Source organism: Micromonospora sp. CCTCC AA 2012012, assembly GCF_040499845.1.
GTDB lineage: Bacteria > Actinomycetota > Actinomycetes > Mycobacteriales > Micromonosporaceae > Micromonospora > Micromonospora mangrovi.
This window is the reverse complement of the sequence record NZ_CP159342.1, coordinates 3,520,200-3,542,971: the sequence shown is the minus strand read 5'-3', so window position 1 is coordinate 3,542,971 and position 22,772 is coordinate 3,520,200. Positions and strand designations below refer to the sequence as shown.

At 73.5% G+C, this 22,772-nt stretch carries 19 protein-coding genes; 9 read left to right on the top strand and 10 right to left on the bottom strand.

Translation table 11 applies throughout. The annotated features are described in order from the left end of the window. Positions 1-29: 29 nt before the first annotated feature. The 5 genes from ABUL08_RS15390 to ABUL08_RS15370 are packed head-to-tail and all read right to left on the bottom strand — an operon-like array spanning position 30 to position 7,258. Complete coding sequence (locus ABUL08_RS15390; RefSeq protein ID WP_350930603.1) at positions 30-887, bottom strand: spermidine synthase; 858 nt, start codon at positions 885-887, stop codon at positions 30-32. After that, entirely contained in the window at positions 887-1,879 is a 993-nt protein-coding gene (locus tag ABUL08_RS15385) for a hypothetical protein (RefSeq protein ID WP_350930601.1), read from the bottom strand. Before ABUL08_RS15385 ends, ABUL08_RS15390 begins: the two co-directional genes overlap by 1 nt. Beyond that, entirely contained in the window at positions 1,876-4,350 is a 2,475-nt protein-coding gene (locus ABUL08_RS15380; protein ID WP_350930600.1) for an SMC family ATPase, read from the bottom strand. Before ABUL08_RS15380 ends, ABUL08_RS15385 begins: the two co-directional genes overlap by 4 nt. Next, positions 4,350-5,498, bottom strand: coding sequence for an exonuclease SbcCD subunit D (locus tag ABUL08_RS15375; protein ID WP_350930599.1), 1,149 nt, complete (start codon positions 5,496-5,498; stop codon positions 4,350-4,352). The genes ABUL08_RS15380 and ABUL08_RS15375 overlap by 1 nt, the downstream gene beginning before the upstream one ends. 11 nt (positions 5,499-5,509) lie before the next feature. After that, on the bottom strand, positions 5,510-7,258 hold the full coding sequence (locus ABUL08_RS15370; protein ID WP_350930598.1) for an ATP-binding protein: 1,749 nt from the start codon (positions 7,256-7,258) through the stop codon (positions 5,510-5,512). Between the two features lie 363 nt (positions 7,259-7,621). On the opposite strand from ABUL08_RS15370, the gene ABUL08_RS15365 reads away from it, so the two are divergent. Continuing rightward, complete coding sequence (locus ABUL08_RS15365) at positions 7,622-9,160, top strand: M4 family metallopeptidase (protein ID WP_350930597.1); 1,539 nt, start codon at positions 7,622-7,624, stop codon at positions 9,158-9,160. A 228-nt stretch (positions 9,161-9,388) separates the two neighbouring features. Next, on the top strand, positions 9,389-11,026 hold the full coding sequence (locus ABUL08_RS15360; RefSeq protein ID WP_350930596.1) for a lipase family protein: 1,638 nt from the start codon (positions 9,389-9,391) through the stop codon (positions 11,024-11,026). Between the two features lie 12 nt (positions 11,027-11,038). Here ABUL08_RS15360 and ABUL08_RS15355 read toward each other — a convergent pair whose 3' ends face one another. From ABUL08_RS15355 to ABUL08_RS15340, 4 genes are all read right to left on the bottom strand, one after another. Further along, the gene (locus tag ABUL08_RS15355) at positions 11,039-11,458 is read right to left on the bottom strand and encodes a DUF7144 family membrane protein (RefSeq protein ID WP_350930595.1); all 420 of its coding nucleotides are present in this window, start codon (positions 11,456-11,458) and stop codon (positions 11,039-11,041) included. A gap of 190 nt (positions 11,459-11,648) precedes the next feature. Beyond that, positions 11,649-12,479 carry an alpha/beta hydrolase gene (locus ABUL08_RS15350; RefSeq protein WP_350930594.1) on the bottom strand — a complete coding sequence of 277 codons (831 nt, stop codon included), beginning with the start codon at positions 12,477-12,479 and terminating at the stop codon, positions 11,649-11,651. Between the two features lie 96 nt (positions 12,480-12,575). After that, a complete protein-coding gene (gene yidD / locus ABUL08_RS15345) occupies positions 12,576-13,070 on the bottom strand; it encodes a membrane protein insertion efficiency factor YidD (RefSeq protein WP_350930593.1) in 495 nt (164 codons plus the stop codon). Positions 13,071-13,131: 61 nt separating this feature from the next. After that, complete coding sequence (locus tag ABUL08_RS15340; protein ID WP_350930592.1) at positions 13,132-13,914, bottom strand: pyrimidine reductase family protein; 783 nt, start codon at positions 13,912-13,914, stop codon at positions 13,132-13,134. Positions 13,915-14,064: 150 nt separating this feature from the next. Here ABUL08_RS15340 and ABUL08_RS15335 point away from each other — a divergent pair, with 150 nt between their 5' ends. The 6 genes from ABUL08_RS15335 to ABUL08_RS15310 all read left to right on the top strand — a co-directional run bounded on the left by ABUL08_RS15335 (position 14,065) and on the right by ABUL08_RS15310 (position 20,741). Beyond that, entirely contained in the window at positions 14,065-14,610 is a 546-nt protein-coding gene (locus ABUL08_RS15335; protein ID WP_350938637.1) for a plasmid pRiA4b ORF-3 family protein, read from the top strand. 247 nt (positions 14,611-14,857) lie between these two features. Next, positions 14,858-16,174: an ABC transporter substrate-binding protein gene (locus ABUL08_RS15330; protein ID WP_350930591.1), complete on the top strand. Its 1,317-nt coding sequence runs from the start codon at positions 14,858-14,860 to the stop codon at positions 16,172-16,174. 115 nt (positions 16,175-16,289) lie between these two features. Beyond that, positions 16,290-17,270, top strand: a complete 981-nt coding sequence (locus ABUL08_RS15325) for a carbohydrate ABC transporter permease (protein ID WP_350930590.1) — start codon at positions 16,290-16,292, stop codon at positions 17,268-17,270. A gap of 9 nt (positions 17,271-17,279) precedes the next feature. Next, positions 17,280-18,179, top strand: coding sequence for a carbohydrate ABC transporter permease (locus tag ABUL08_RS15320; protein ID WP_350930589.1), 900 nt, complete (start codon positions 17,280-17,282; stop codon positions 18,177-18,179). Further along, positions 18,176-19,609: a GH1 family beta-glucosidase gene (locus tag ABUL08_RS15315; RefSeq protein ID WP_350930588.1), complete on the top strand. Its 1,434-nt coding sequence runs from the start codon at positions 18,176-18,178 to the stop codon at positions 19,607-19,609. The genes ABUL08_RS15320 and ABUL08_RS15315 overlap by 4 nt, the downstream gene beginning before the upstream one ends. An 85-nt stretch (positions 19,610-19,694) precedes the next feature. Beyond that, the gene (locus ABUL08_RS15310; RefSeq protein WP_350930587.1) at positions 19,695-20,741 is read left to right on the top strand and encodes a LacI family DNA-binding transcriptional regulator; all 1,047 of its coding nucleotides are present in this window, start codon (positions 19,695-19,697) and stop codon (positions 20,739-20,741) included. A 24-nt stretch (positions 20,742-20,765) separates the two neighbouring features. Here ABUL08_RS15310 and ABUL08_RS15305 read toward each other — a convergent pair whose 3' ends face one another. Then, positions 20,766-21,854 (bottom strand): phosphotransferase family protein, encoded by a 1,089-nt coding sequence (locus tag ABUL08_RS15305; protein ID WP_350930586.1) that lies wholly within the window; start codon positions 21,852-21,854, stop codon positions 20,766-20,768. 151 nt (positions 21,855-22,005) lie between these two features. Here ABUL08_RS15305 and ABUL08_RS15300 point away from each other — a divergent pair, with 151 nt between their 5' ends. Next, the gene (locus ABUL08_RS15300) at positions 22,006-22,710 is read left to right on the top strand and encodes an ACT domain-containing protein (RefSeq protein ID WP_350930585.1); all 705 of its coding nucleotides are present in this window, start codon (positions 22,006-22,008) and stop codon (positions 22,708-22,710) included. The last annotated feature ends 62 nt before the right edge of the window (positions 22,711-22,772 follow it).

Below are 22,772 nucleotides of genomic sequence, written 5' to 3'. Positions count from 1 at the left end.
CCTGGATACGGGCCGACCGGCCCGGCGGATCAACGCCGCACGGAAAAAATTCCCGGCGGGGGTGGCGTCGAGTCGGTGGCGTCGGCGTCCCGGACCACCGGAGCGCCCGAGGCGAACCGGTCCAGCTCCTCGCCGGCCAGCACCCGGCCGGGGAACCAGTCACCGGCCGCCCGCCGGGTCAGCTCCGGGACCGGCGGCTCCACCCGCCCCGCCACCAGCACCAGGTTGCCGTATCGGCGGCCGCGCAGCACCGCCGCGTCCCCGATCAGGCAGGCCCGGGGCAGCACCGAGCGGACCGTGGCGACCTGGGCCCGGACGTGCCGCAGCGGCGGGCCGTCCGCGACGTTCGCCAGATACCACCCGCCGGGGTGCAGCACCCGGGCCACCTCGGCCACGTACTCCGCGGAGGTCAGGTGGGCCGGGGTGCGGGCACCGGCGAAGACGTCCGCGACCACCACGTCGTAGCTCGCCTCCCGGCTGGCGGCGAGGGTGGCCCGGGCGTCGGCCACCCGCACCCGCAGCCGCGGGTCGGTACGCCACGGAAGCGCCCGCCGGACCAGCTCCACCAGGGCGCCGTCCAGCTCGGACACCCGCTGGGTGGAGCCGGGCCGGGTGGCCGACACGTAGCGGGGCAGGGTGAGCGCGCCGCCGCCCAGGTGCAGCACCCGCAGCGGCGCGCCGGCCGGTGCGACCAGGTCGATCGCGGCGGCCAGCCGACGGACGTACTCGAACTCCAGGTGGGTCGGGTCGGTGAGGTCCACGTGGGACTGCGGGGCGCCGTCGAGCAGCAGCGTCCACGAACCCGGCCGGTCCGGGTCGGGCACCAGCTCCGCCTGCCCCGTGTCGACCTGCTCGACCACCCGGTCGTCACCGCGTCGCCGCCCCATCAGCGGTGCACTCCCCGGGCCGCCGCGGTGAGCACCCGGTGCAGCAGCCGCGCGTCGCCGAGCAGCCCGCGCAGCCGCCGCTCCAGGCCGGCGATCGGGATCAGGTTCTGCGGGGCGCGCGGGTCCTTGTACGGGTTGGAGGCGAACCGGGGGAGGGTGACCAGGGAGAGGTCGGCCAGCTCGATCGCCTCGGTCGGGGTCAGCTCGGCGGAGCACTCCATCCGGACGATGCCCGCCCACGGCGCCCCGGCCGCCACCGGCAGCCGCAGATACCAGGAGTAGCCGCCCCAGGCGGTGCCCAGCCGGAACACCGGCGACCGCTCGCCCGCCGCCAGCCCGGTCACCACCGCGGTGAGCCGGGCGTCCAGGTACTGGCTGTGCTGCGTCTTGATGTAGCCCAAGGTGCGCGGCAGCTGGCGGCGGGCCCGCAGCGGGCCGTCCACCACCAGCAGGTCACCGTCGGTGCGGGCGGCGTCGGAGACCGCCACCTCCAGCGCGGTCAGTGGGCCCTGCACGGCGGCCGGCAACTTGCTCAGCTCGCCGGTGCCACCCACCCGGTGCACCGGATAGCGGACCTGCCCGGCCACCACGTCCTGCGCCGACGGGCTGGCGGTGAAGAGCCCCCGGCCCACCCGGGCGCCGGCCAGCTCCGCCACCCCCCGGTCCAGGTCGCAGCGGACCACCCCCGCCGCGTACGAGGCGGCCAGGCCGGGAAAGGAACCGCCGTCCTCCTCCGCCGTCCAGACGCTGGCGTCGATCCTGCGCACCCCGTCGACCAGGAGCACCACGTCCGGGGCGAGCACTCCGCGCCGTACCCCGATCGCCCGCCAGTCCACCGCCGGCAGCTCGACGTCGGCGTCGACCTGGGCGCTGCTCGGCGCCGCCGGCCCACCCCCGCCCGCCTCGAACGACGCCCCGTACGCCGGATCCCACGCGTCGACGAAGAACCGCGCCTGTCCGGCCGGACCGTCCACGGGCCGGCTCGCGCTCACAGGCCGGTCCGTTCGATGCGGGCGCTGCGGGCGTCCTTGCGGACCTCGAAGCGGACCGGGATCCGGTCGGCCAGCGCGGGTACGTGGGTGACCACCCCGACCATCCGGTCACCCCGGGCGGCCAGGTTCTCCAGGGTGGCGGCGACGGTGTCCAGGGTGGCCGCGTCCAGGGTGCCGAAGCCCTCGTCCAGGACGATCGACTCCAGGCTGGCGGCGGTGGTTGACATCCCGGCGAGCTGCTCCGACAGGGCCAGCGCGAGCGCCAGCGACGCCTGGAACGTCTCCCCACCGGAGAGGGTGCGGACGCCCCGGCGCAGCCCGGCGTCGTGATGGTCCACCACGAAGAACTCGCCCTTGTCGTGCACCAGGTCGTACTGGCCGGTGGAGAGCTCGCGCAGGATCCGCGACGCGCCGTCGACCAGCAGGTCCAGCGCCTCCGCCAGCAGCCACCGCTCGAAGTTGTTGGCCCGCAGGTGCCCCGCGAGGGCCCGGGCCACCTGGGACTCCCGCTCGTGGCCGGTGCGCTGCTCGCGCAGCTCGGCGGCCTGCTCGCGGCGCTCGACCAGCCGGCGCAGCTCGGCCTCGGCCCGTTCCACCGCCACCGCGGCGGCCCGGCCCGGGTCGTCGGCGACGTCCAGCCCGACGGCGGTGAAGAGCGCGGCGATCCGCTCCTCGACGCCGGTCGCCGCCGCCTGGGCGGCACCGACCGAGGCGACCAGCCCGGCGCGGTCGGCCCGCCGCCGGTCGGCCTCCCCGCCGGCCCAGCCGGCCAGGGTGGCCCAGGCGGCGGCCACGTCGTCCCGGTCGGCGGCGGGCGGGCCGAACCGGGCCAGCCGGTCCCGGGCGGTGTCGAAGTCCCGCCAGGCCCGGCGCAGCCGCTCCTGGGCGGCGTCCAGCGCGCCCCGGGCCCGTCGGGCGGCGTCCCGACCGGCCCGTACGGCACCGGCCGCCTCCTCCAGCACCCGGCGCAGCCGGGCGTGCTCGTCCAGCGCCTCCCGTAGCGCCGCCGGGGCGGCGGCGTCGGCGAGCTGACCGTCCAGCTCGGCCAGCCGGGCCCGCAGCTGGTCGTCCTGGGCGCGGGCGCGCAGCAGCACGCGTTCCAGGTCGCGGGCGGCCGCGTCCCGCTCCTGCACCGCCCGCTTCGCCGCCTCGCTGGCCGCCCGCGCGGCCTTCCCGGCGGCCAGCGCCGCGGCCACCGCCGACCCGGCCGGCACCGCGGGCACCCGCGCCACCGGCTGCTCGCAGACCGGGCAGGGCGCGCCGTCGACCAGGTGCGCCCGCAGCGCGACGGCCTGGTCGGTGGCCTTCGCCTCGTCGTGCGCCCGGAACGCCGCCTCCAGCTCCACGTCGGCCCGTTCGGCGGCCACCCGGGCCGCCGCCAGCGCGCCGGCCGCCGCGTCGTGCTCGGCCTGCGCCGTGGCCACCGCCGCGCGGGCCGTCTCGGCCTCGCCGGTCAGCCGGTCCCGGTCGGCGTACGCCTTCAGGTGCAGGCGCAGCGCGCTCTCGTCACCGGCCGCGGCCAGCTCGCCGCGCAGCTTCTCCTCCCGCTCCTCGGCCAGCGCCACCGCCGCGGCGGCCCCGTCGGCGGCCGTCCGGGCGTCGGTGACCGCCCGGGCCAGCTCGGCGATCCCGTCGGGGGCGCGCACCGCGGCCAGCACCGCCAGCTCGGCGTCGAGGTCGGCCAGCGCCGTCGTCGCCTCCCGCGCCGTCGCCCGGGCGCGCTCCAGCTCCGGTACGGCCACCGCGACCGCCCCGCCCAGCTCGCGCATCCGGTCGACCTGCGCCTGCGCCCCGGCCACCGTCTCGTCGTCGACGTCGGCGAGCCCGCCGAGCATCCGGTCCACGGCCTCCAGCTTCGCCTCGGCCTGCCCGGCGCGTTCCGTGGCGCGCTTCTGCACCTGCTCGTAGACGCCGAGGTCGAGCAGGTTGACCAGGATCTGCTGGCGGGTGGCCGGCTTCGCGTGCAGGAAGTCGGCGAACTGCCCCTGGGGCAGCAGCACGCAGCTGGTGAACTGCTCGTACGGCAGCCCGACCGCCGTCAGCACCGCCTGCTCCATCTCGGCGGGGGTGCCCGCCACCACCTCGCCGAGATCCTCCGGGCTCAGGCCCGTGTCGAGCTTCGTCACGTCGAACCCGGAGGGCATGAGCTGGAGGCCGGCGTTCGCGGTCTTGACCGTGCCCCGCCCGTCCCGGCGGACCACCCGGGTCGCGACGTAGCGGTCGCCGGCGGACTCGAAGACCAGCCGGACCCGGGCCTCGGTGGCCGACGGGGCGAGCGCGTTGGCCAGGCCCCGGGTGCCGCCCCAGCGGGGCACCGTGCCGTAGAGGGCGAAACAGATCGCGTCGAGCACCGTCGACTTGCCGGAGCCGGTCGGTCCGACCAGCGCGAAGAAGTCCGCGTCGGTGAAGTCGACCGTGGTCTCGTCGCGGAAGACGGTGAAGCCCGCCATGTCCAGCCGGATGGGGCGCATCAGCGGTCGACCTCCTCGAGCAGCTCGTCGAAGAGCTCCCGGACGCCGTCGTCGACGTGGCCCTTGCTGCCGAGGTAGTCGGCGAAGAGGTCGCGGGGCGAGCGGCCGGCCCGCTGGGCGGTGCGGGTGCCGCTGCCGGGGACGGCGGCCAGCTCGGGATCGATCCGGATCTCCACCGCCCCGGGGAGCAGGTCCTGCACCTCCTCGCGGAGCCCGGCGCGGGGCTGCTCGCGGACGTACACCCGCAGCCAGCCCTCGGGTGCCTCGATCTCCGCGAGCTGGGCCAGGGTGCCCCGGACGGTGCGCAGCGGGATGGCCCCCGGCACCGGCACCTCCCGGATCTGCGCGGCGGTCCGTGCGGTCACCTCGACCAGCGTCACCGAGCCCACGTTCTCCTCCTCGCCGAAGTCGACGGCGAGCGGGCTGCCGCTGTAGCGCACCGGGCAGGGGCCGATCACCCGCTGCGAGCGGTGCAGGTGCCCGAGCGCCACGTAGTGCGCGGTGCCGGGGAAGACGGTGGCCGGCACGGCGTAGCCGAGCACGGTGTGCGCGTCCCGCTCGCCGCCGCCGGTGGCCGCCCCGACCACGGTCAGGTGGGCGGTGACCAGGTGCACCCGGTCGGGTTCGGCGAAGCCCTCGGTGAGCCGGGCGAGGACCCGGCCGAGGTGGTCGGCGTACGTCTGGTTCGCCTCGGCGGCGGTCAGGTCGTACATCTCCACGGCGCGGACGGCGTACCGCTGGGAGAGGAAGGGCAGCGCGGCGAGCTGCCAGCGCTCGCCGTCGCGGGTGACGCCGTCGATGACGTGCTCGGCCGGGTTGTCCCGGACGCCGCCGCGCAGGGTGATCCCGGCGGCCTCCGCCCAGGGCCGCAGGGCGTCGAGGGCCTGACCGTTGTCGTGGTTGCCGCCGATCGCCACCACGTCCGCGCCGGTACGCCGCAGCGCGGTCAGCGCCCGGGTGACCAGCCGGGTGGCGTCCGGGGTGGGTGCGGCGGTGTCGTAGAGGTCGCCGGCCACGATGACCAGGTCGGGGCGCTCGGCGTTGGCGATCTCGATGACCTGGGCCAGCACCTGGGTGTGCTCCTCGGCCCGGGAGCGCCCCTTGAGCACCTTGCCGACGTGCCAGTCGGAGGTGTGCAGGATCTTCATGGCGGGACCCCCTAGAACGGGATGTCGTCGTCGGTGGTGCCGGAGCCGACGACGGCGAACGGGTCGGCCGACTGGGTGATCGAGCGCAGCGTCTCCGACGGCGCGCGGCCGGCCTCGGAGACCCGGGTGGCCCAGGCCGGGAAGGGGAACTCCAGGCAGAGCGGGACGGGGATGTCCGGCTGGTTGACGAACATGGTGCCCGGCTTGGCCAGCAGGGCGCGCTGCCGTTGGGCGGGCGGGAGGAAGCCGTATTCCGGGCGGGACGCCTCGGCCGGGTCGAGCCGGCCGACGACCCGGATCGCCGAGTTGGTCACGATCCGCCGTTCCACCTCGCTCGCCGTCTGCTGGGCGCCGACCAGGATCACCCCGAGCGAGCGGCCCCGCTCGGCGATGTCCAGCAGCACCTCCTTGATCGGCGACGAGCCCTCGCGGGGCGCGTACTTGTTCAGCTCGTCGAGGACGACGAAGAGCAACGGCTTGGCGGTGCCGGCCTTCTCCTTGCGCTCGAACTCGCTCTTGAGCGTCACGCCGACCACGAAGCGCTGGGCCCGGTCGGGGAGGTTGTGCAGGTCGACGACGGTGACCTGGGCGCTCTCCGCGGTGTTGATCGAGTGCGGGCGGCGGGTGGCCAGGTCGCCCCGCAGCAGCCGGCCGAGGTCCTTCTTGCTGCCGATCAGCCGGCGGGCGAAGGCGTTGACGGTGCCGAGACCGACCGCGCTGCCGGCCCACTCGGCGCGGGTCTCGTCGTCGTTGAGCCGCTCCACGACGTGGTCGACCAGGTCCGCGTACGACCCGAGGCGGACGCCGTCGATGCTGACCCCGCCGTCGGCGGGCTGGGCGTACCGGGCCAGGTGGGCGGCGACCGAGTGGACCACCATCGTGTACTGCTGGCGTTCGTCGTCGGCGTCGGCGAAGACGTAGGGCAGCAGGCGGTCGGCGCAGAACTCGCTCAGCGTCCAGTAGAAGCTGTCCACCCCGGTGAGCCGGCTGCTCACGTCGGGTGTGCCGGAGGAGTCACCGACCCGGGGCGGGGCGTAGACCCGCACGTCGGGGAAGGCACCCGCGTCCAGCCCGAGCTTCGCGTAGGCGGCGCGGGTGGCGTCGTCGAGGCGGGTGTTGGGGTGGTCGAGGAAGAGCAGGTCCTCGCCCTTGACGTTGAAGATCAGGGCCTTGGCGTTGACCGCGTCGCCGCCGAGCACCCCCGAGCGGAACACCGAGTAGAGCAGGAACGTCGCGAAGCTGGTCTTGGTGGCCACCCCGGAGATGCCGGAGATCGAGACGTGCGCGCCCCGGCTGCCGTCCAGGAAGTCGGCGTTGAGGTAGACCGGCACGCCGTCGCGGCCCATGCCCATCGGGATGCGCCGTTCCATCCGGTCGAAGTGCAGCGCCCGCGCCCGCGCGTCGCCCTCGGCCCGGTGCACCACGGCACCGGGGGTGGGCGGCACGTACAGCTCCGGGTCGACCCGGGTGGTGGTGACCTCGGCGGCCTCCTGGACCTGGGCCGGCAGGGTGCCGTCGGCGATGGCAAAGACGTCGGAGTCGAACTGCGCGCCCTCGTGCCGGGCCCGCACCTGGGTGACCACGCCGGCGATCGTCACCGGCTCGCGGTCGGGCAGCTCACGGCGGGTCACCACGACGTCGTCGAGCTGGAGGTAGCTGCCGGGGGCGACGGCGGTCCAGAAGGTGAGCGGGGTGGCGTCGGCGGTGCCGAGCACCCGGCCGACGACCTCGCCGGGGCCGTCGAGCAGGTCGTCGGTCATCGGCGGGCTCCGGTCGGCTGGTCGTTCCGGTGGTGGCGCACGAGGAGCATCCTGCCCGAGGGATGCGACAGGTTGCCACGCGACGCGGCGGACGACACCCCCTCGGCAGAGCCTCATCTCACCGCGTGGTTGACGGAACACGAAAAGTCACGGAAAAAATCTTGTCCGTAGGTCGTGACAGAGAAGGGCCCGATGGCGCAAAAATATGCAACAACGCATCGAGGATCTTTCGTTCATCGATCCCGTGTGCGCCGTCACGCCCTGTCACCTGCGGGGACGCGACCGGTCTGTCGCCCACCACCGGCGGACCACCCGTCGGTCGGCACCCCCCCGACCGGCAGTCCTAGTGAAGGTAGGAACTTCATGCGTCGTACCACTCTCCTGGGCGGACTGGCCACGGCCGCGCTGCTGGCCGCGGCCGGCACGCTGCCGAGCACGGCCTCCGCCGCGCCGGTCTCCAGTGACGCGTTCACCCGCGCGGTGGCGCAGCTCAAGGCCCACTCGGGCAGCTCGCTGGTCGCCGACGGCTCGAACTTCACCCTGAAGAACGTGTCGAAGGACGCCGACGGCACGGAGCACGTCCGGCTCAACCGCTACCAGGACGGCCTGCCGGTCCTCGGCGGCGACACCGTCGTCCACCTGGGCAAGGGCAACACCTGGCGGGGCGCCAGCCAGAGCCTCGCCGCGGCCCCCACCCGGGGCGCGAAGGCCAAGGTCAGCGCCGCCGCCGCGGGCCGCGCCGCACTGGCCGCCTCCACCGCCGCCACCCGCCGCGTCGACGGTAGCCAGCTCGTGTACGACGCCGAGGCCGCCGGCACCGCCCTGGCCTACGAGGTCGTCGTGGGCGGCGCGTACGCCGACGGCACCCCCAGCGAGCTGCACGTGCTGGTCGACGCCACCAGCGGCAAGGTCCGCGACTCGTGGGAGGGTGTGCAGCGCGACGGCACCGGAAACACCTTCCACTCCGGCTCGGTGACCGTGGGCAGCACCGCCTCCGGCGGCACCTGGCAGCTCGCCGACGCCACCCGGGGCGGGCACAAGACCTACGACCTCAACGGTGGCACCAGCGGCACCGGCACCCTGGTCACCAGCACCTCGAACGTCTTCGGTGACGGCACCCTGGCCAACCGGCAGACCGCCGCCGCGGACGCCGCCTTCGGCGCGCAGGAGACCTGGGACTTCTACAAGAACACCTTCGGCCGCAACGGCATCCGCAACGACGGGGTCGGCGCGTACAGCCGGGTGCACTACAGCACCAACTACGCCAACGCGTTCTGGAGCGACTCCTGCTTCTGCATGACCTACGGCGACGGCGGCTCCGGCTGGTACCCGCTGACCTCGCTGGACGTCGCCGGGCACGAGATGAGCCACGGCGTCACCAGCAACACCGCGGGTCTGCGCTACAGCGGTGAGTCCGGCGGCCTCAACGAGGCCACCAGCGACATCTTCGGCACCCTGGTCGAGTTCTACGCGAACAACGCCAAGGACCCGGGCGACTACCTGATCGGCGAGAAGGTGCGCACCTCCGGCGTCCCGCTGCGCTACATGGACAAGCCGTCCAAGGACGGCAGCTCGGCGGACTGCTACAGCAGCTCGGTGGGCCGCCTGGACGTCCACTACTCGTCCGGCGTGGCGAACCACTTCTTCTACCTGCTCGCCGTCGGCAGCGGCTCGTCGTCGTACGGCAACAGCCCGACCTGCAACGGCAGCACCGTGACCGGTCTGGGCAACGCCAAGGCCGGTGCGATCTGGTACCGCGCCCTCACCACCTACATGACCTCGCGGACCGGCTACACCGGCGCCCGCACCGCCACCCTGTCGGCCGCCAAGGACCTGTACGGCGCCGGCAGCGCGGAGTACAACACGGTCGCCGCCGCCTGGTCGGCCGTGAGCGTCAACTGACCGCCTGACCCGGCGTCGGCGGCCTCCTGGGGCCGACGCCGGACGGCAGCGCCTCGACCGCGGGCGCGGGCACGGATCTCGTGCCCGCGCCCGCGGCCGTTTCCGTTCCGGCGGGAGGGTCGCGCGGACCGGGCACCGGGCTCTGGCGGGTTTCGCCCCTGCCCGCGGCAGGGACGGGGGATGCTGCCAGGGAGGAGACCTGCGCGACGAGGCTGGTGAGGAGGTGCGGTGCGACCCGCCCGGAGCCGCTTCGCCGCGCTGCTCGTGCTGGCCGCCCTGCTGCCGGCGGTGGAGGCGGCCGTGCTGGCGAGGCTGCACTTCCGGGCCGCCCTCGGGCTGGCTTCCCAGGTCACCGCCGTCCGCCCGTACGCCTCGTACCACGACCTGCGCTGGGTGCTGGTCTACCACGACTCCTGGTTCTGGTTCGTGGTGGAGTTCGTGGGGGCGACGGTGCTGCGCGGGTTGCTCTCCGCCGTCCTGATCGCGCTGGCCTGGCCGGCGCGGCAGGAACGGCCGTCCAGCCGCTGGCTCGTCCGGCGCAATCTGGAGATCGCCGCGCTGTCGAACCTGCTGATCTCGCCGTGGGCGGCGCTCTCCGTCGCCGCCGCCGGCGTGGCGCTCTCCTGGTACCTGTTCGCGTCGGTCGTCCCGCTGCTCTTCCTCTCCCCGTTCCTGCAGCGCTCCGGGGTGGTGGGGGAGTGGTGGCGGGGGCTGCCCTCGGTCGAGCTGGTCGGCTGGTCGATGCTCAACTTCGCCGTCCTGACCGTCGCCGGGGCGATCACGTCCAGCAGCACCGGCTGGTGGGTGGTGCCGGTGGCCGCGCTCACCGGCCTGGTGAACGGCCTGCTGTGGCAGCGCACCGTGCGGGCCGCCCTGCTGCCCGGGCGGATCCGTCTGGCCCGGGTGCCGGTCGCGCCGATCGCGTTCCTGCTGGCGCTGCTCACGCCGCTGGCCGCGCAGACACTCATCGGCATCACCGCCGGCGGGAAGGGCGAGTGGCGACCCCCGGTGGTCAGCGAGAACCTGCCCGAGTCGGTCTCCCACGCGGTGATCGCCCTCGCCGGTTACGACTCCCGTTACGACGGCCGCCCGCCCACCGACCCGCTCGTCGAGCGCTTCTCCTACCGGGGGCTCGACGGGCAGGAACGCCCGCTGCCCTACGACAGCATCGACACCCACCAGTCGCTGGAGCTCAGCGCCGAGCGCCTGGCCACCCAGGTGGACACCCTGCACCGGCGTACCGGGCGGCCGGTGGCGCTGGTCGGGCAGAGCGAGGGTGCGATGGTGGCCCGGACCTTCCTGGAGCTGCGGCCGCGCTCGCCGGTCGACACCGTGCTGCTGTTCAGCCCGCTGGTGCGGTCCGGGCGCGCCTACTATCCGCCCCCGGACGCCACCCGTGGCTGGGGGTTGGCGACCGGGTGGGAACTGCGGGGGCTCTTCGCCGTGACCAATCTGGTCCGGCGGACGAAGGACGAACCGGACGAGCCGTTCATCCGGTCGATCCTCGACAACGCCCCCTTCTATCGCAACGGCACGCTCTGCCCGGTGCCCGGGGTGCTCATGGTGGCGTTCCTGCCGACCGTCTCCGCTGCCGAGGCGCCACCGGGTCAGTACAGCGACATCCCGACCTTCCAGGTGCCGGGCTTCCACGGCGGGGTGATCGGCCGGCAGGTGGCGCAGCAGCGCCTGATCGACGTCCTGGCGAGCGGGCGCGCGGTGAAACTGCGCCGCGCCGAGTACGCGCCGTTGCAGCGGCTCTCCGCCGCCTGGCAGGCCCCGCCTCTCGCGCTTTCGGTCAACCCGGCCTGGCGGGACCGGCGTGCGCCGGACCCGGCGTTCACCGGGCGGGTCTGTCAGGGCCGGTGATCCCGGACGGGCTCAGCCGGGTGCGGTGAGGAGACGGCGGTTGCGCAACAGCACCACGACGGCGGAGACGTGCAGCCCGACCGCCAGCATGCCGTGCATCGGGTCGAACGGCAGGAAGAGCACGTCGGTGGTGACGGCGGCCGCGACGACGGCCAGGCCGGCGAGCACCAGCGGGACACGACCGGTGGCGATCGCCAGGCCGGTCACCACCACCAGTGCGCCGACGACCACGTGCAACCGCGCCCAGCCGGTCGTGTTCAGCACCGCCATGCCGCCGCCGGTCATGTCGACGTACGGGTCGATGCTCCGCTGGCTGAGGTAGCCGAGCACGTCGAGCGTGCCGGCCGTGCCCACGAGTACGCCGGCCAGCAGCGCCGGTCGCCGGCGGCGCCCGTCGGCCCGTTCGTCGTCCGGTCTCGCGTCCGTCGCCATCCGATCCGCCCCCTGCCGCCCGGGTCTCCCGCCCGGCGTCGTCCCCGCCGGGCGAGGACGGGCCGGCACCCCGAGGCTAGGGCAGGGCCGGTGGGCCTGGGGCGGGGACGGCCGAGGTCGACGTGCTCCGGCGCCGCGCGGGCGTACCCCGGGAGGGTCGCCGGCGGCGCGGACGCCCGCCGCCCGGCGCTCAGTGCGCGGCGATGACCTCGCGCAGCCGGGCGGCGAACGCCTGCGGGTCGTAGAGGAAGCCGGTGTGGCCGCCGGGGAAGACGGTCGGCGCGCAGCCCAGCGCCCGGGCGAGCACCCGCGAGCTGCGATCGCAGAACTGCCCGGTCGAGTGCTCGCCGATGCCGATCACGACGCGGGTCCGCCCGGCGCGCAGGGCCGCGACGTCGGGCCGGAACCGGGTGGTGCCGCGGACCATGTGGAGGTACTGGAAGTGCTCGTCGGCGGCGGTCTGCGGGTCGGGTTCACCGCCGTAGAGGTGCTGGATGATCTCTTCGGGCACCCAGGTGTCGACGTTGGCGAGGAACCGACGGCCGGCGTCCAGCCGGTCCCCGGCCAGGTAGGCGGCGATCATGGCCTCCTGGTCGGCGATCCGTTCCGCCCGGTCGTTCATCAGCGCGAACAGCGGCGGCTCGTGCGCGACGACCGTGTGGACCTGGTCGGGGTACGCCTCGGCGAGGGCGAGGACGGTCACCGCGCCGCCGCTGGAGCCGAAGACGGCGGCCGGCCCGGCGTCGAGGTGGTCGATGAGCCGGGACATGTCCTCGGCCCGCAGCCGTGGGGTGGAGTCCTGGTGCGGATCGCGCAGCACGCTGCGGTTGATGCCGCGCGGGTCGGTGGTCAGCACGGTGTGGTCGGCGGCGAGCACGTCGGCCACCGGGGCGAAGGCGGTGGCGTCCATCGGGGCGGCGATGAGCGCCACCAGGGGGCCCTGGCCGCGTACCTCGTAGTGCAGCACCCCGTCGGGGATCTCCAGGGTCGCGGTGGTGACGTGCTTCGCGAAGACGCTCATCCGTCCTCCAGGGTCGTGGTCACGTTCCCCTGCAGACTCGCGTCCGGTGGCCGACCTGTCTCCCGCGGACGTGCTCTCCTGCGGGCGGGGCCGGTGCTACGCCGGGACCGGGTCGCTGCCCCGGGCCCCGCCGGGCCGGCAGCGCAGCAGTCGTCGTACGGCCAGCACCCCACCGCGCGCCGCCCCGTGCCGTCGGATCGCCTCGCCGGCGTAGTGCGAACAGCTCGGACTGAACCGGCAGCACGGCGGCCGGGTGGCGCTGATCCGACGCTGATAGACCTCGATGGCCGCCAGCAGGGCCCGGGCGGGCGCGCCGGTCGGTGCCCGGTCGGCGCGGCGGGTCGTGGTCGGACGCACCGCCGAGAGCATCGCGGTGCTGAACCGGGGCAGCAGGACCAGGGTCGCCAGCAGGCAGTTGCCGTCCAGGCTCTCGGCGAGGCAGCAGCCGGTCTCCAGCAGGCAGGCGTCGCGCAGGCAGGAGTTGGACCGGTAGCCGGGGCCGTACCCGCCGTAGCCGTATCCGCCGTAGCGGGGGTCGTAGCGCGGGTCGTAGCGACGGCGGGGGCGGGGGTCGTAGCGGTACCAGGGCATGGGGCGGGTGGTACCCCCGTGCTGCGGGCTGACACCACTGCCGACCGTGGGCGGTCCCGCGTCAGGCCGCCGGTGCGGCGCCGGCGGGGGGCGGCGGCGCGCCGCGGGCGTACCGGAGCAGGAGCGTGCCGTCCCCGGCGGCCAGCACGTGCCGCAGCGGCAGGTGCCGCGGTGGGCCGCCCTCCCCGGCGGTGATCCGGCCCGCTCCGGCGCCGGCCAGCAGCGGCGCGACGGTGAGGCAGAGCTCGTCGACCAGGTCGGCCGCGGTGAGCGCGCCGAACAGGTGTGGGCCGCCCTCGCAGAGCAGCTGGTCGAGCCCGCGTCGGCGCAGCGCGGCCAGGCCGGCGGCGAGGTCCACCCGGTCCGGGCCGCAGCGGACCAGGTCGGCGACGTCGGTGAGCCCCGGTGGCGGCGCGGCGTCGTCCCGGGTGAGCACGACCGGTCGTACCGGGGCGTCGGCGAAGGCGGCCTGGGCGGGGTCGAGCGCCAGCGAGCCGGAGACCACCACCAGGGTGGGGTATTCGGCCAGCCCGGCGGCCCGCCGCCAGGCCCGGCGCGGTTCGCTGAGCCGGACCGCCCGGTAGCCCTCGTGCCGCAGCGTGCCGGCGGCCACCACGAGGCCGTCGCAGAGCATCCGCAGCAGCCCGAAGACCCGCTTGTCCGGCTCGCCGGAGAGTCCTTCGGAGTAGCCGTCCAGGGTGACCGCGCCGTCGACGCTGGACACGAAGTTCACCCGCAGGTGGGGCTGCCCGGCGCGGGCGTAGAGCGCGGTCAGCTCCGGGTCGGTCAGCGGCCCGGTGGCCGGCGTCGGCCAGAGCCGGGAAATCGGACTTCCGACGCTCATTCGCCCGCCGGACCGGTGACCGGAGGGATGGGTTCGGGGGTACGGTGCTGGCAGTCGCACCACTTCCGGCCCGGACAGTCGTCGTGCCGTCGTTCCCGGCACGCTCGGCAGATCATGCTGGCAGCCTATGCCGAGGAAGGACGGGACTGCATGCCGCGTCAGATCTTCGCGCTGAAGGTGTCCCTGGCCGGGGTCCGGCCCCCGGTGTGGCGGCGGGTGCTCGTCCCCGGCGGCTACACCCTGGACCGGCTGCACCGGGTGGTGCAGCACGCGATGGGTTGGCGGGACTGCCACCTGCACTCGTTCGACATCGACGGCCGCCAGTACGGTGAGCCCGACCCGGACGGCGAGCCGCCGGTGCGGGACGAGCTGGACGTGCGGCTCGACGCGGTGGTGGGCAAGGGCAGCCGGTTCCGCTACACCTACGACTTCGGCGACTGGTGGGAGCACGACCTGCTGGTGGAGGACGTCTGCGCCGCCGACCCGGACGAGCGCTACCCGACCTGTCCGCAGGGGGAGCGGGCGTGCCCGCCGGAGGACGTGGGCGGCCTCTTCGGCTATCAGGTCCTGCTGGCCGCGCTCGCCGATCCGGGGCATCCCGAGCACGACGTCCTGCGGGAGTGGGCCGGCCCGGGCTTCGACCCGGAGGCGTTCGACCCGACGCGGGCGACCACCCTGCTGCGCCGCTTCTGCTGAGCGGTTCTCCCTTACCCCGGTGAGGCATCCCCGCCGCCATCAGCGCGGTAACGAAATGGGAACGCTCCCATAGGGCTATTGACACCCCTGACACCTCCCGGCAATCTCATGGGAGCGCTCCCGGCGTGTGGCGCGGATCTCTCCGCGGCCGCTCCGGTCGCCGTCCGGCCCAGCCTGCGGCGGTGAGCGCCTGCACAGCACCCCCCACCACACAGATATCGCCTCACCACCGAAAGAGGGGTCTGGGATGAGCGTCCCAATCCGCCGCCGCCGGCTCGCGGCCATCGCGCTCGCCTCCGTCACGCTGCTCGCCACCGCGACCGCCTGCGGCGACGACTCGTCGGACAGCAACAGCAAGAGCGACGGCCCGGTCACCCTGGTCGTCGACGTCTTCGGCGACCAGGGCTTCGGTTACGACGAGCTCTACAAGCAGTACGAGGCCGAGCACCCGAACGTCAAGATCCAGGAGCGCGGCAAGGGCCTCGGCCTGGGCGACTACAACACCCGGCTGACCCAGCAGATCACCGCCGGTTCCGGGGCGGGCGACGTCGTCGCGCTCGAAGAGGGCACGATCGTCCAGTTCTACGCCCAGGCCGACAAGTTCGTGAACCTCGCCGACCACGGCGCGAACGACCTCAAGGGCAACTTCCTGCCGTGGAAGTGGGAGCAGGGCACCACGCCCGACGGCAAGGTGCTGGGTCTCGGCACCGACGTCGGCTCGATGGCGCTGTGCTACCGCAGCGACCTGTTCAAGGCCGCCGGCCTGCCCACCGACCGCGAGCAGGTCGGCGCCCTCTGGCCCACCTGGGACCAGTTCATCGCCACCGGCCAGAAGTTCGCCGCCGCCGACAAGAAGCACAAGTTCGTCGACTCGGCGACCAACTTCTACAACGTGGTGCTGATGCAGACCGCGGGCGCGGGCACCGGTTACACGTACTACGACAAGAGCAACAAGATGGTCATCGACCAGAACCCGGACGTGAAGTCGTCGTACGACCTCACCACCAAGATGATCGCCGCCGGGCTGTCGAACAACCTCCAGTCGTTCTCCAACGAGTGGAACGCCGGCTTCAAGAACGGCAGCTTCGCCACCATCGCCTGCCCCGCCTGGATGACCGGTGTCATCAAGGGTCAGGCCGGTGACTCGGCCGCCGGCAAGTGGGACATCGCCAAGGCCCCCGGCAACGGTGGCAACTGGGGCGGCTCCTTCCTCGGCGTGCCGAAGTCGAGCAAGCACCAGAAGGAGGCCGCCGAGCTGGTCACGTTCCTGACCAGCGCCAAGGGTCAGATCGAGGCGTTCAAGAAGCTGGGCAACCTGCCGTCGTCGCCGCAGGCGCTGGCCGACCCGGCCGTGGTCGACGCGACCAACGACTACTTCAGCAAGGCCCCGATCGGCAAGATCTTCGGCGCCGGCGCGAGTGAGCTGAAGCCGGTCTACCTCGGCCCGAAGAACAACGCGGTCCGGACCGCCGTGGAGAACACCCTCCGTGCGGTGGAGCAGGGCAAGCCCGCCCAGGAGCAGTGGCAGGCGGCACTGAAGAACGGCGCGGCCGCCGGTAAGTGACCCGGCCCGGCCCAGTACGGGTGGCGTCGACTCCCGCAGTCGGCGCCACCCGTGGTGCCCACCCCCGGCGTCACCCGTGTGGGCGGTTGACGCCGGCCGAGGAGAAGGACCCGTAATGAGCCTCGACCTGCACGCCGCAGCGCCCCCCGAGCGTGGACCGTCCCGCGCCGCCCGCTCCGCGCACCGCCGCCGCATCTCGTTCACCCGGCTGGACCTGACCTACTCGCCGTACCTCTACGTCCTGCCGTTCTTCGTGATCTTCGCCGTGTTCAGCGCGTACCCGATCGCGTACACCGTCTGGATCGCCCTCACCGACCGGTCACCGCTGAACAGCACCATCTCCTTCGTCGGCCTGGACAACTTCGTCGAGCTGATCACCGAGGACCCGCAGTTCTGGAACGCCGTGGTGAACACCTTCGGCATGTTCCTCCTCTCCACCGTGCCCCAGCTGCTGCTGGCGCTGGTGCTGGCCAACGCCCTGAACCGACGGCTGCGCGCGCAGACGTTCTTCCGGATGGCCATCGCGATGCCGATCATCACCTCCACCGCGGTGGTCGCGTTGATCTTCTCGATGATCTACGCCAAGGAGTTCGGCCTGGTCAACTGGCTGCTCGACAGCATCGGCCTGGACCCGATCGACTGGCGGGCCAACCGGTTCGCCTCCTGGTTCGCCATCTCGACCATGGTCGACTGGCGCTGGGTCGGCTACAACGCCCTGATCTACCTGGCCGCCATGCAGTCCATCAGCAAGGACATGTACGAGGCGGCCTCCCTGGACGGCGCCTCCCGGCGGCGGCAGTTCTGGTCGATCACCGTCCCGCAGCTCCGCCCGACGATCATCTTCACGCTGATCATCTCGACCATCGGCGGGCTGCAGCTGTTCACCGAACCGCTGCTGTTCACCAGCGGCGCCGGTGGCCTCTCCGGCGGCTCGGAGGGGCAGTTCCAGACCATCACCATGTATCTGCTCGACGTGATGAACCAGCGGTTCCGCTGGGGGTACGCCGGCGCGGTCGCCCTCGTGCTCTTCCTGCTCATCGCGCTGATGTCGACGGTGAACTACCTGCTGGCCCGGCGCATCAGCTCCGACAAGTGAGGTGACGAGATGACGACCACCACGCTCTGCCCGCCCGTCCGTCCCGGCGCGAAGACGCGCCCCTCCGGCCACTCCGCCGAGCGCCTCTGGAAGGCCAGCCCGCTGACCTGGTTCGGCCTGGTCCTCGGGGTGATCCTCTCGCTCTTCCCGTTCTACTGGATGATCGTGATCGCCTCGCGGACCAACGACGCGGCGAACTCCTGGCCGCCGCCGTTCCTGCCCGGCGGCAAGCTCGGCGACAACATCCAGCGGGTGCTCGCCAACGGCGACGCCAACATCGTCAAGGGCCTGCTGAACTCGTTCCTGGTCTCCGGCACGATCACCGTGGCGACGGTCTTCTTCGGCTCGCTGGCCGGCTTCGCCTTCGCCAAGCTCCGCTTCCGGGGCAAGAGCGCGCTGCTGCTGATCATCCTCGCCTCGATGATGGTGCCGATCCAGCTCGGCGTGCTGCCGCTCTACATCCTGATGGCGAAGCTCGACTGGCTGAACACCATGCCCTCGGTCACCGTCCCGTTCCTGATCGGCGGCTTCGGGATCTTCATGATGCGCCAGTACGCCGAGCAGGCCGTGCCGAACGAACTGATCGAGGCCGCCCGGGTGGACGGCTGCTCCACCTGGAAGGTGTACTGGCACGTGGTGGCGCCGGCCCTGCGCCCCGCCGCCGCGGTGCTCGGCCTGCTCACCTTCATGGAACAGTGGAACCAGTTCTTCTGGCCCTTCGTGGTGCTGGCCGACCCGAACAACCCGACCGTGCAGATCTCGCTGCGCAGCCTCAACACCGCCTACTTCGCCGACAACTCCCAGATCTTCGCCGGTACGTTGATCGCCACCCTGCCGCTGTTCGTCGTGTTCGTCCTGTTCGGCCGCCAGATCATCGGCGGAATCATGGAAGGCGCCGTCAAGTCGTGAGCAACCCAGCCAGCCCGCCCGCCGTCGGCCTCCTCGACCAGGGCCCGGAACTCACCTTCCCGCCCGGCTTCCTCTGGGGCGCGGCGACCGCGGCGTACCAGATCGAGGGGGCGGCGGCCGAGGGCGGCCGGACCCCGTCGATCTGGGACACCTTCAGCCACACCGAGGGCCGGACGGTGGCCGGGCACACCGGGGACGTGGCCTGCGACCACTACCACCGGATGACCGACGACGTGCGGCTGATGGCCGACCTGGGGCTGAAGTCGTACCGGTTCTCGGTGTCCTGGTCGCGGGTGCAGCCGGGCGGCACGGGCGCGGCGAACCCGGAAGGGTTGGACTTCTACCGGCGGCTGGTCGACGAGCTGCTGGGCCAGGGGATCGAGCCGTGGCTCACCCTCTACCACTGGGACCTGCCCCAGCCGCTGGAGGACGCCGGCGGCTGGCCGGCCCGGGACACCGCCGCCCGGTTCGCCGACTACTCGCAGCTCGTCGCCGACGCCCTCGGTGACCGGGTGAAGTACTTCACCACGCTCAACGAGCCGTGGTGCTCGGCGTTCCTCGGCTACGGCTCCGGCGTGCACGCGCCGGGGCGCTCGGACGGCGGGGACGCCGTCCGGGCCGGGCACCACCTGATGCTCGGTCACGGGCTGGCGGTGCAGGCGCTGCGGGCGTCCCGGCCCGACGCCCAGCTCGGCATCACGCTCAACCTCTATCCGGTCACCCCGGCGTCCGACTCGGTGGCGGACGTCGACGCGGCCCGCCGCATCGACGGGCTGGCGAACCGGTTCTTCCTCGACCCGGTGCTGCGCGGGTCGTACCCGGCGGACCTGCGGGCCGACCTGGCTCAGGTCACCGACTTCGGGCACGTCCGCGACGGCGACCTGGCGGTGATCTCCACGCCGCTGGACGTGGTGGGGATCAACTACTACAGCCGGCACGTGGTCGCCGCCCCGGTCGAGGGGGCCGAGCCGGAGGCGTACTGGCGGTCGCCGTCGTGCTGGCCGGGCAGCGAGGACGTCCGCTTCGTCACCCGGGGTGTGCCGGTGACCGACATGGACTGGGAGATCGACGCGCCCGGCCTGGTCGAGACGCTGGAACGGGTGCACCGCGACTACACGGACCTGCCGCTCTACATCACCGAGAACGGTTCCGCCTTCGTCGACACGGTGGTCAACGGTCGGGTCGACGACACCGACCGGCTGGCGTACTTCGACGCGCACCTGCGCGCCGCGCACGCCGCGATCACCGCCGGGGTGCCCCTGAAGGGCTATTTCGCCTGGTCACTGATGGACAACTTCGAGTGGGCCTGGGGTTACACCAAGCGGTTCGGCATGGTCCACGTCGACTACGACACGCAGGTCCGCATCCCCAAGTCCAGCGCCCGCTGGTACGCCGAGGTGATCCGACGCAACGGTCTGGCCGCACAATAGGCTCTGGGCCAGCCAGTAACGGACGGCCCGGCACCGACGCCTCACCAGGTGCCGGGTCCGTCCGACGTCGGAGGAGCAGCACACGATGACAACGCAGCGCACGCGGTCGCTCGGGCGCCCGACCCTCGACGCGGTCGCGGCCCGCGCCGGCGTCGGCCGCGGCACGGTCTCCCGCGTGGTCAACGGCTCGCCCCAGGTCAGCCCGGAGGCCCGGGCCGCGGTCCAACAGGCCATCGCCGAGCTGGGGTACGTCCCGAACCGGGCGGCCCGGGCCCTGGTCACCCAGCGGACCGACTCGGTCGCGCTGGTGGTCTCCGAGTCGGGGGAGCGGGTCTTCACCGAGCCGTTCTTCGCCGGCATCGTCCGGGGCGTCAGCTCCGGGCTGCTGGAGACCCCGATGCAGCTCTGGTTGGCCATGGTCCAGTCGCCGATCGAGCGGGAACGGGTCGAGCACCACCTGACCAACCAGCACGTCGACGGGGTCCTGCTGCTCTCGCTGCACGACTCCGACCCGCTGCCCACCCTGCTGGAGGAGCGCGGCCTGCCCGCCGTGCTCGGCGGCCGACCGGCCCGGATGCTGCACCCGGACGCCCAGCCCACCTGGTTCGTCGACATGGACAACGTCGGCGGTGCCCGGCAGGCGGTGGCGCACCTGTTCTCCCGGGGACGGCGGCGGATCGCCACCATCGCCGGCCCGCAGGACATGGGCGCCGGCCTGGCCCGGTTGTCCGGCTACAAGGAGGCCGTCCGGGCCGCGGGCGGTGAGGTCAATCCGGACCTCATCGCGTACGGCGACTTCAGCGAGGGCAGCGGCACCGCCTGCATGCGTCGGCTGCTGGAGGTCTGCCCGGACCTGGACGCGGTCTTCGCCGCCTCCGACCTGATGGCGTTCGGCGCCCTGCGGACGCTGCGCGAGGCGGGTCGCCGGGTGCCGGAGGACGTGGCCGTGGTCGGCTTCGACGACGCCCCGATCGCCCGGCAGGCCGAGCCGCCACTCACCACGGTCTTCCAGCCGGTGGAGGAGATGGGCCGGCAGATGGCCCGGCTCCTGGTCTCCCGCATCCGCGGCGAGGACGTCCCGTCCCCCCACGTCCTGCTCGACACCAAGCTCATCCACCGCGCCTCGGCCTGACCCGGGCCGCGCCGGGGAGGCCCGTCACTTCTCCCGGACGGCGTGCAGGCCGTGGTCGACCAGGGGAGCGACCATCTCGCCGATCCGGTCGAAGCCGCCGCCGAGTGTCTGGCCGAGGGTGTGCCGGTAGTGGATGCCCTCGCAGATGACCGCGAGCTTGAAGCAGCCGAGCGCCACGTGCCAGTGCAGCGGGCCGACGTCGACGTCGCTGCGGCCGGCGTACCGGGCGATCAGCTCGTCCCCGGTGGGGAAGCCGGCGCGGGGGCCGATGCCGTCGGCCACCGGGTTGCCCTCGGCGAGGTCACTGTCGCCGAGCACGCTCCAGTACGTCAGCAGCAGCCCCAGGTCGGCGAGGGGGTCGCCGAGGGTGGCCATCTCCCAGTCCAGCACCGCCCGGACGGAGACCGGGTCGACGGTGGCCATCAGGTTGTCCAGCCGGTAGTCGCCGTGCACGATCCGCCCCGCGTTCGCCCCCTCGGGGACGGTGTCGGCGAGCGCGTCGCGCAGCTCGTCGATGCCCGGCAGCTCGCGGCTGCGGGAGCGGTCGAGCTGGCCGGCCCAGCGGCGCACCTGCCGGCCGAGGTAGCCCTCGGGGCGGCCGAAGTCGGCCAGCCCGGCCGCGGCCGGTTCGACCATGTGCAGCGCGGCGAGGGTGTCCATCATCGCCATGGCCAGGTCGCGTCGCTGCCCGTCGGTGAGCGGGTCGGTCTGCGTCCGGCTCCGGTAGACCTCGCCGTCGACCTTCTCCATCAGATAGAAGGGCGCGCCGATCACCGCCTCGTCGGCGCAGAACAGCAGGGCCGCCGGGACGGGGACCCCGGTGGGTGCCAGCGCGGAGATCACCCGGTGCTCACGGGCCATGTCGTGCGCGGTGGCCAGCACGTGCCCGAGCGGCGGCCGGCGCAGCACCAGCTCCCGGTCGCCGGCGCGCAGCAGGTAGGTCAGGTTGGACTTGCCGCCGGCGATCAGCCGGGCCTGCAGCGGTCCGGTGGCCAGCTCGGGCCGGTGCTCGGCGAGATAGCCGGCGAGCCGGTCGAGGTCCACGCCCTTCGGCGGTCGGCCGGAGCCTGGTCCGGTCGTGGTCTGGGCAGCGTCGACGGCCGGCTCGGTCATCCGAATAGTTGATGGCAGCTCAGCCGTGTTGTCAAGGCGGGATTTTCCGCCCGGGACATGCCGCGGCAACAGGGGCGAAACGGTCGGTCGGCAGGCTGGGTCCCAGCCTGCCGGCCGCGTAGGGCCGGCCCGCCGAGCGGAGGGACCAGACATGTTGCTGAGAGTTCGGGTGACCCTGCCGGACCGGCCCGGCACGCTCGGCCAGGTGGCCCGGACGCTGGGCGTCTCCGGGGCGGACATCGTCCAGGTGGTGGTGCTGGAGCGGCTCGGTGGGCGGGCCGTCGACGACTTCACCGTGGTCTGGCCGGGGGCGGCCCGGGTGGAGCGGCTCCTCGCCGGCCTCGCCGCCATCCCCGGTGTCCGGGTGGACGGGGTGTGGCGGGCGATCGGCACGCCGACCACCACCGGGCAGGACGCCGAACTGCTGGCGCAGATCGCGGCCAACCCGACCGACGGGGTCGCCACCCTGGTCGACGCGGTGCCGGGGCTGCTCGCCGCGGACTGGGCGGTGGCCGCGGTCGTACCCCTGGACTGGGCCGCGCGCAGCGGCGGCGCGAGCGGGGCGACGGTCGGGCACGCGAGCTGGCGGGCGCCGGTCCCGCCGCGACTGCCGGAGGTGACCCCGCTGCGCGCCCGGTCGATGACCGCCCCGGACGGCACCCACTACGCGGTCGCGCCGTTCGGGCGGGCGGGGCTGGTGCTGGTGGTGGCCCGGGAGCACACCGAGCCGCTGACCGCCGCCGCGTTCCACTCCACCGAGGTGGACCGGCTGGCGCAGCTCGTCCGCGCCGGTGCGGTGATTCTCGGTGACCGGCTCGACCTGGTCGGCGGGCCGGCGGTGGTCACCGGCACCTGAGCCGGGGAAACGGTTCCCGGGCCGTCACCGTCGGGCAACGGGCCGGCAACAGCCGGCCGGCA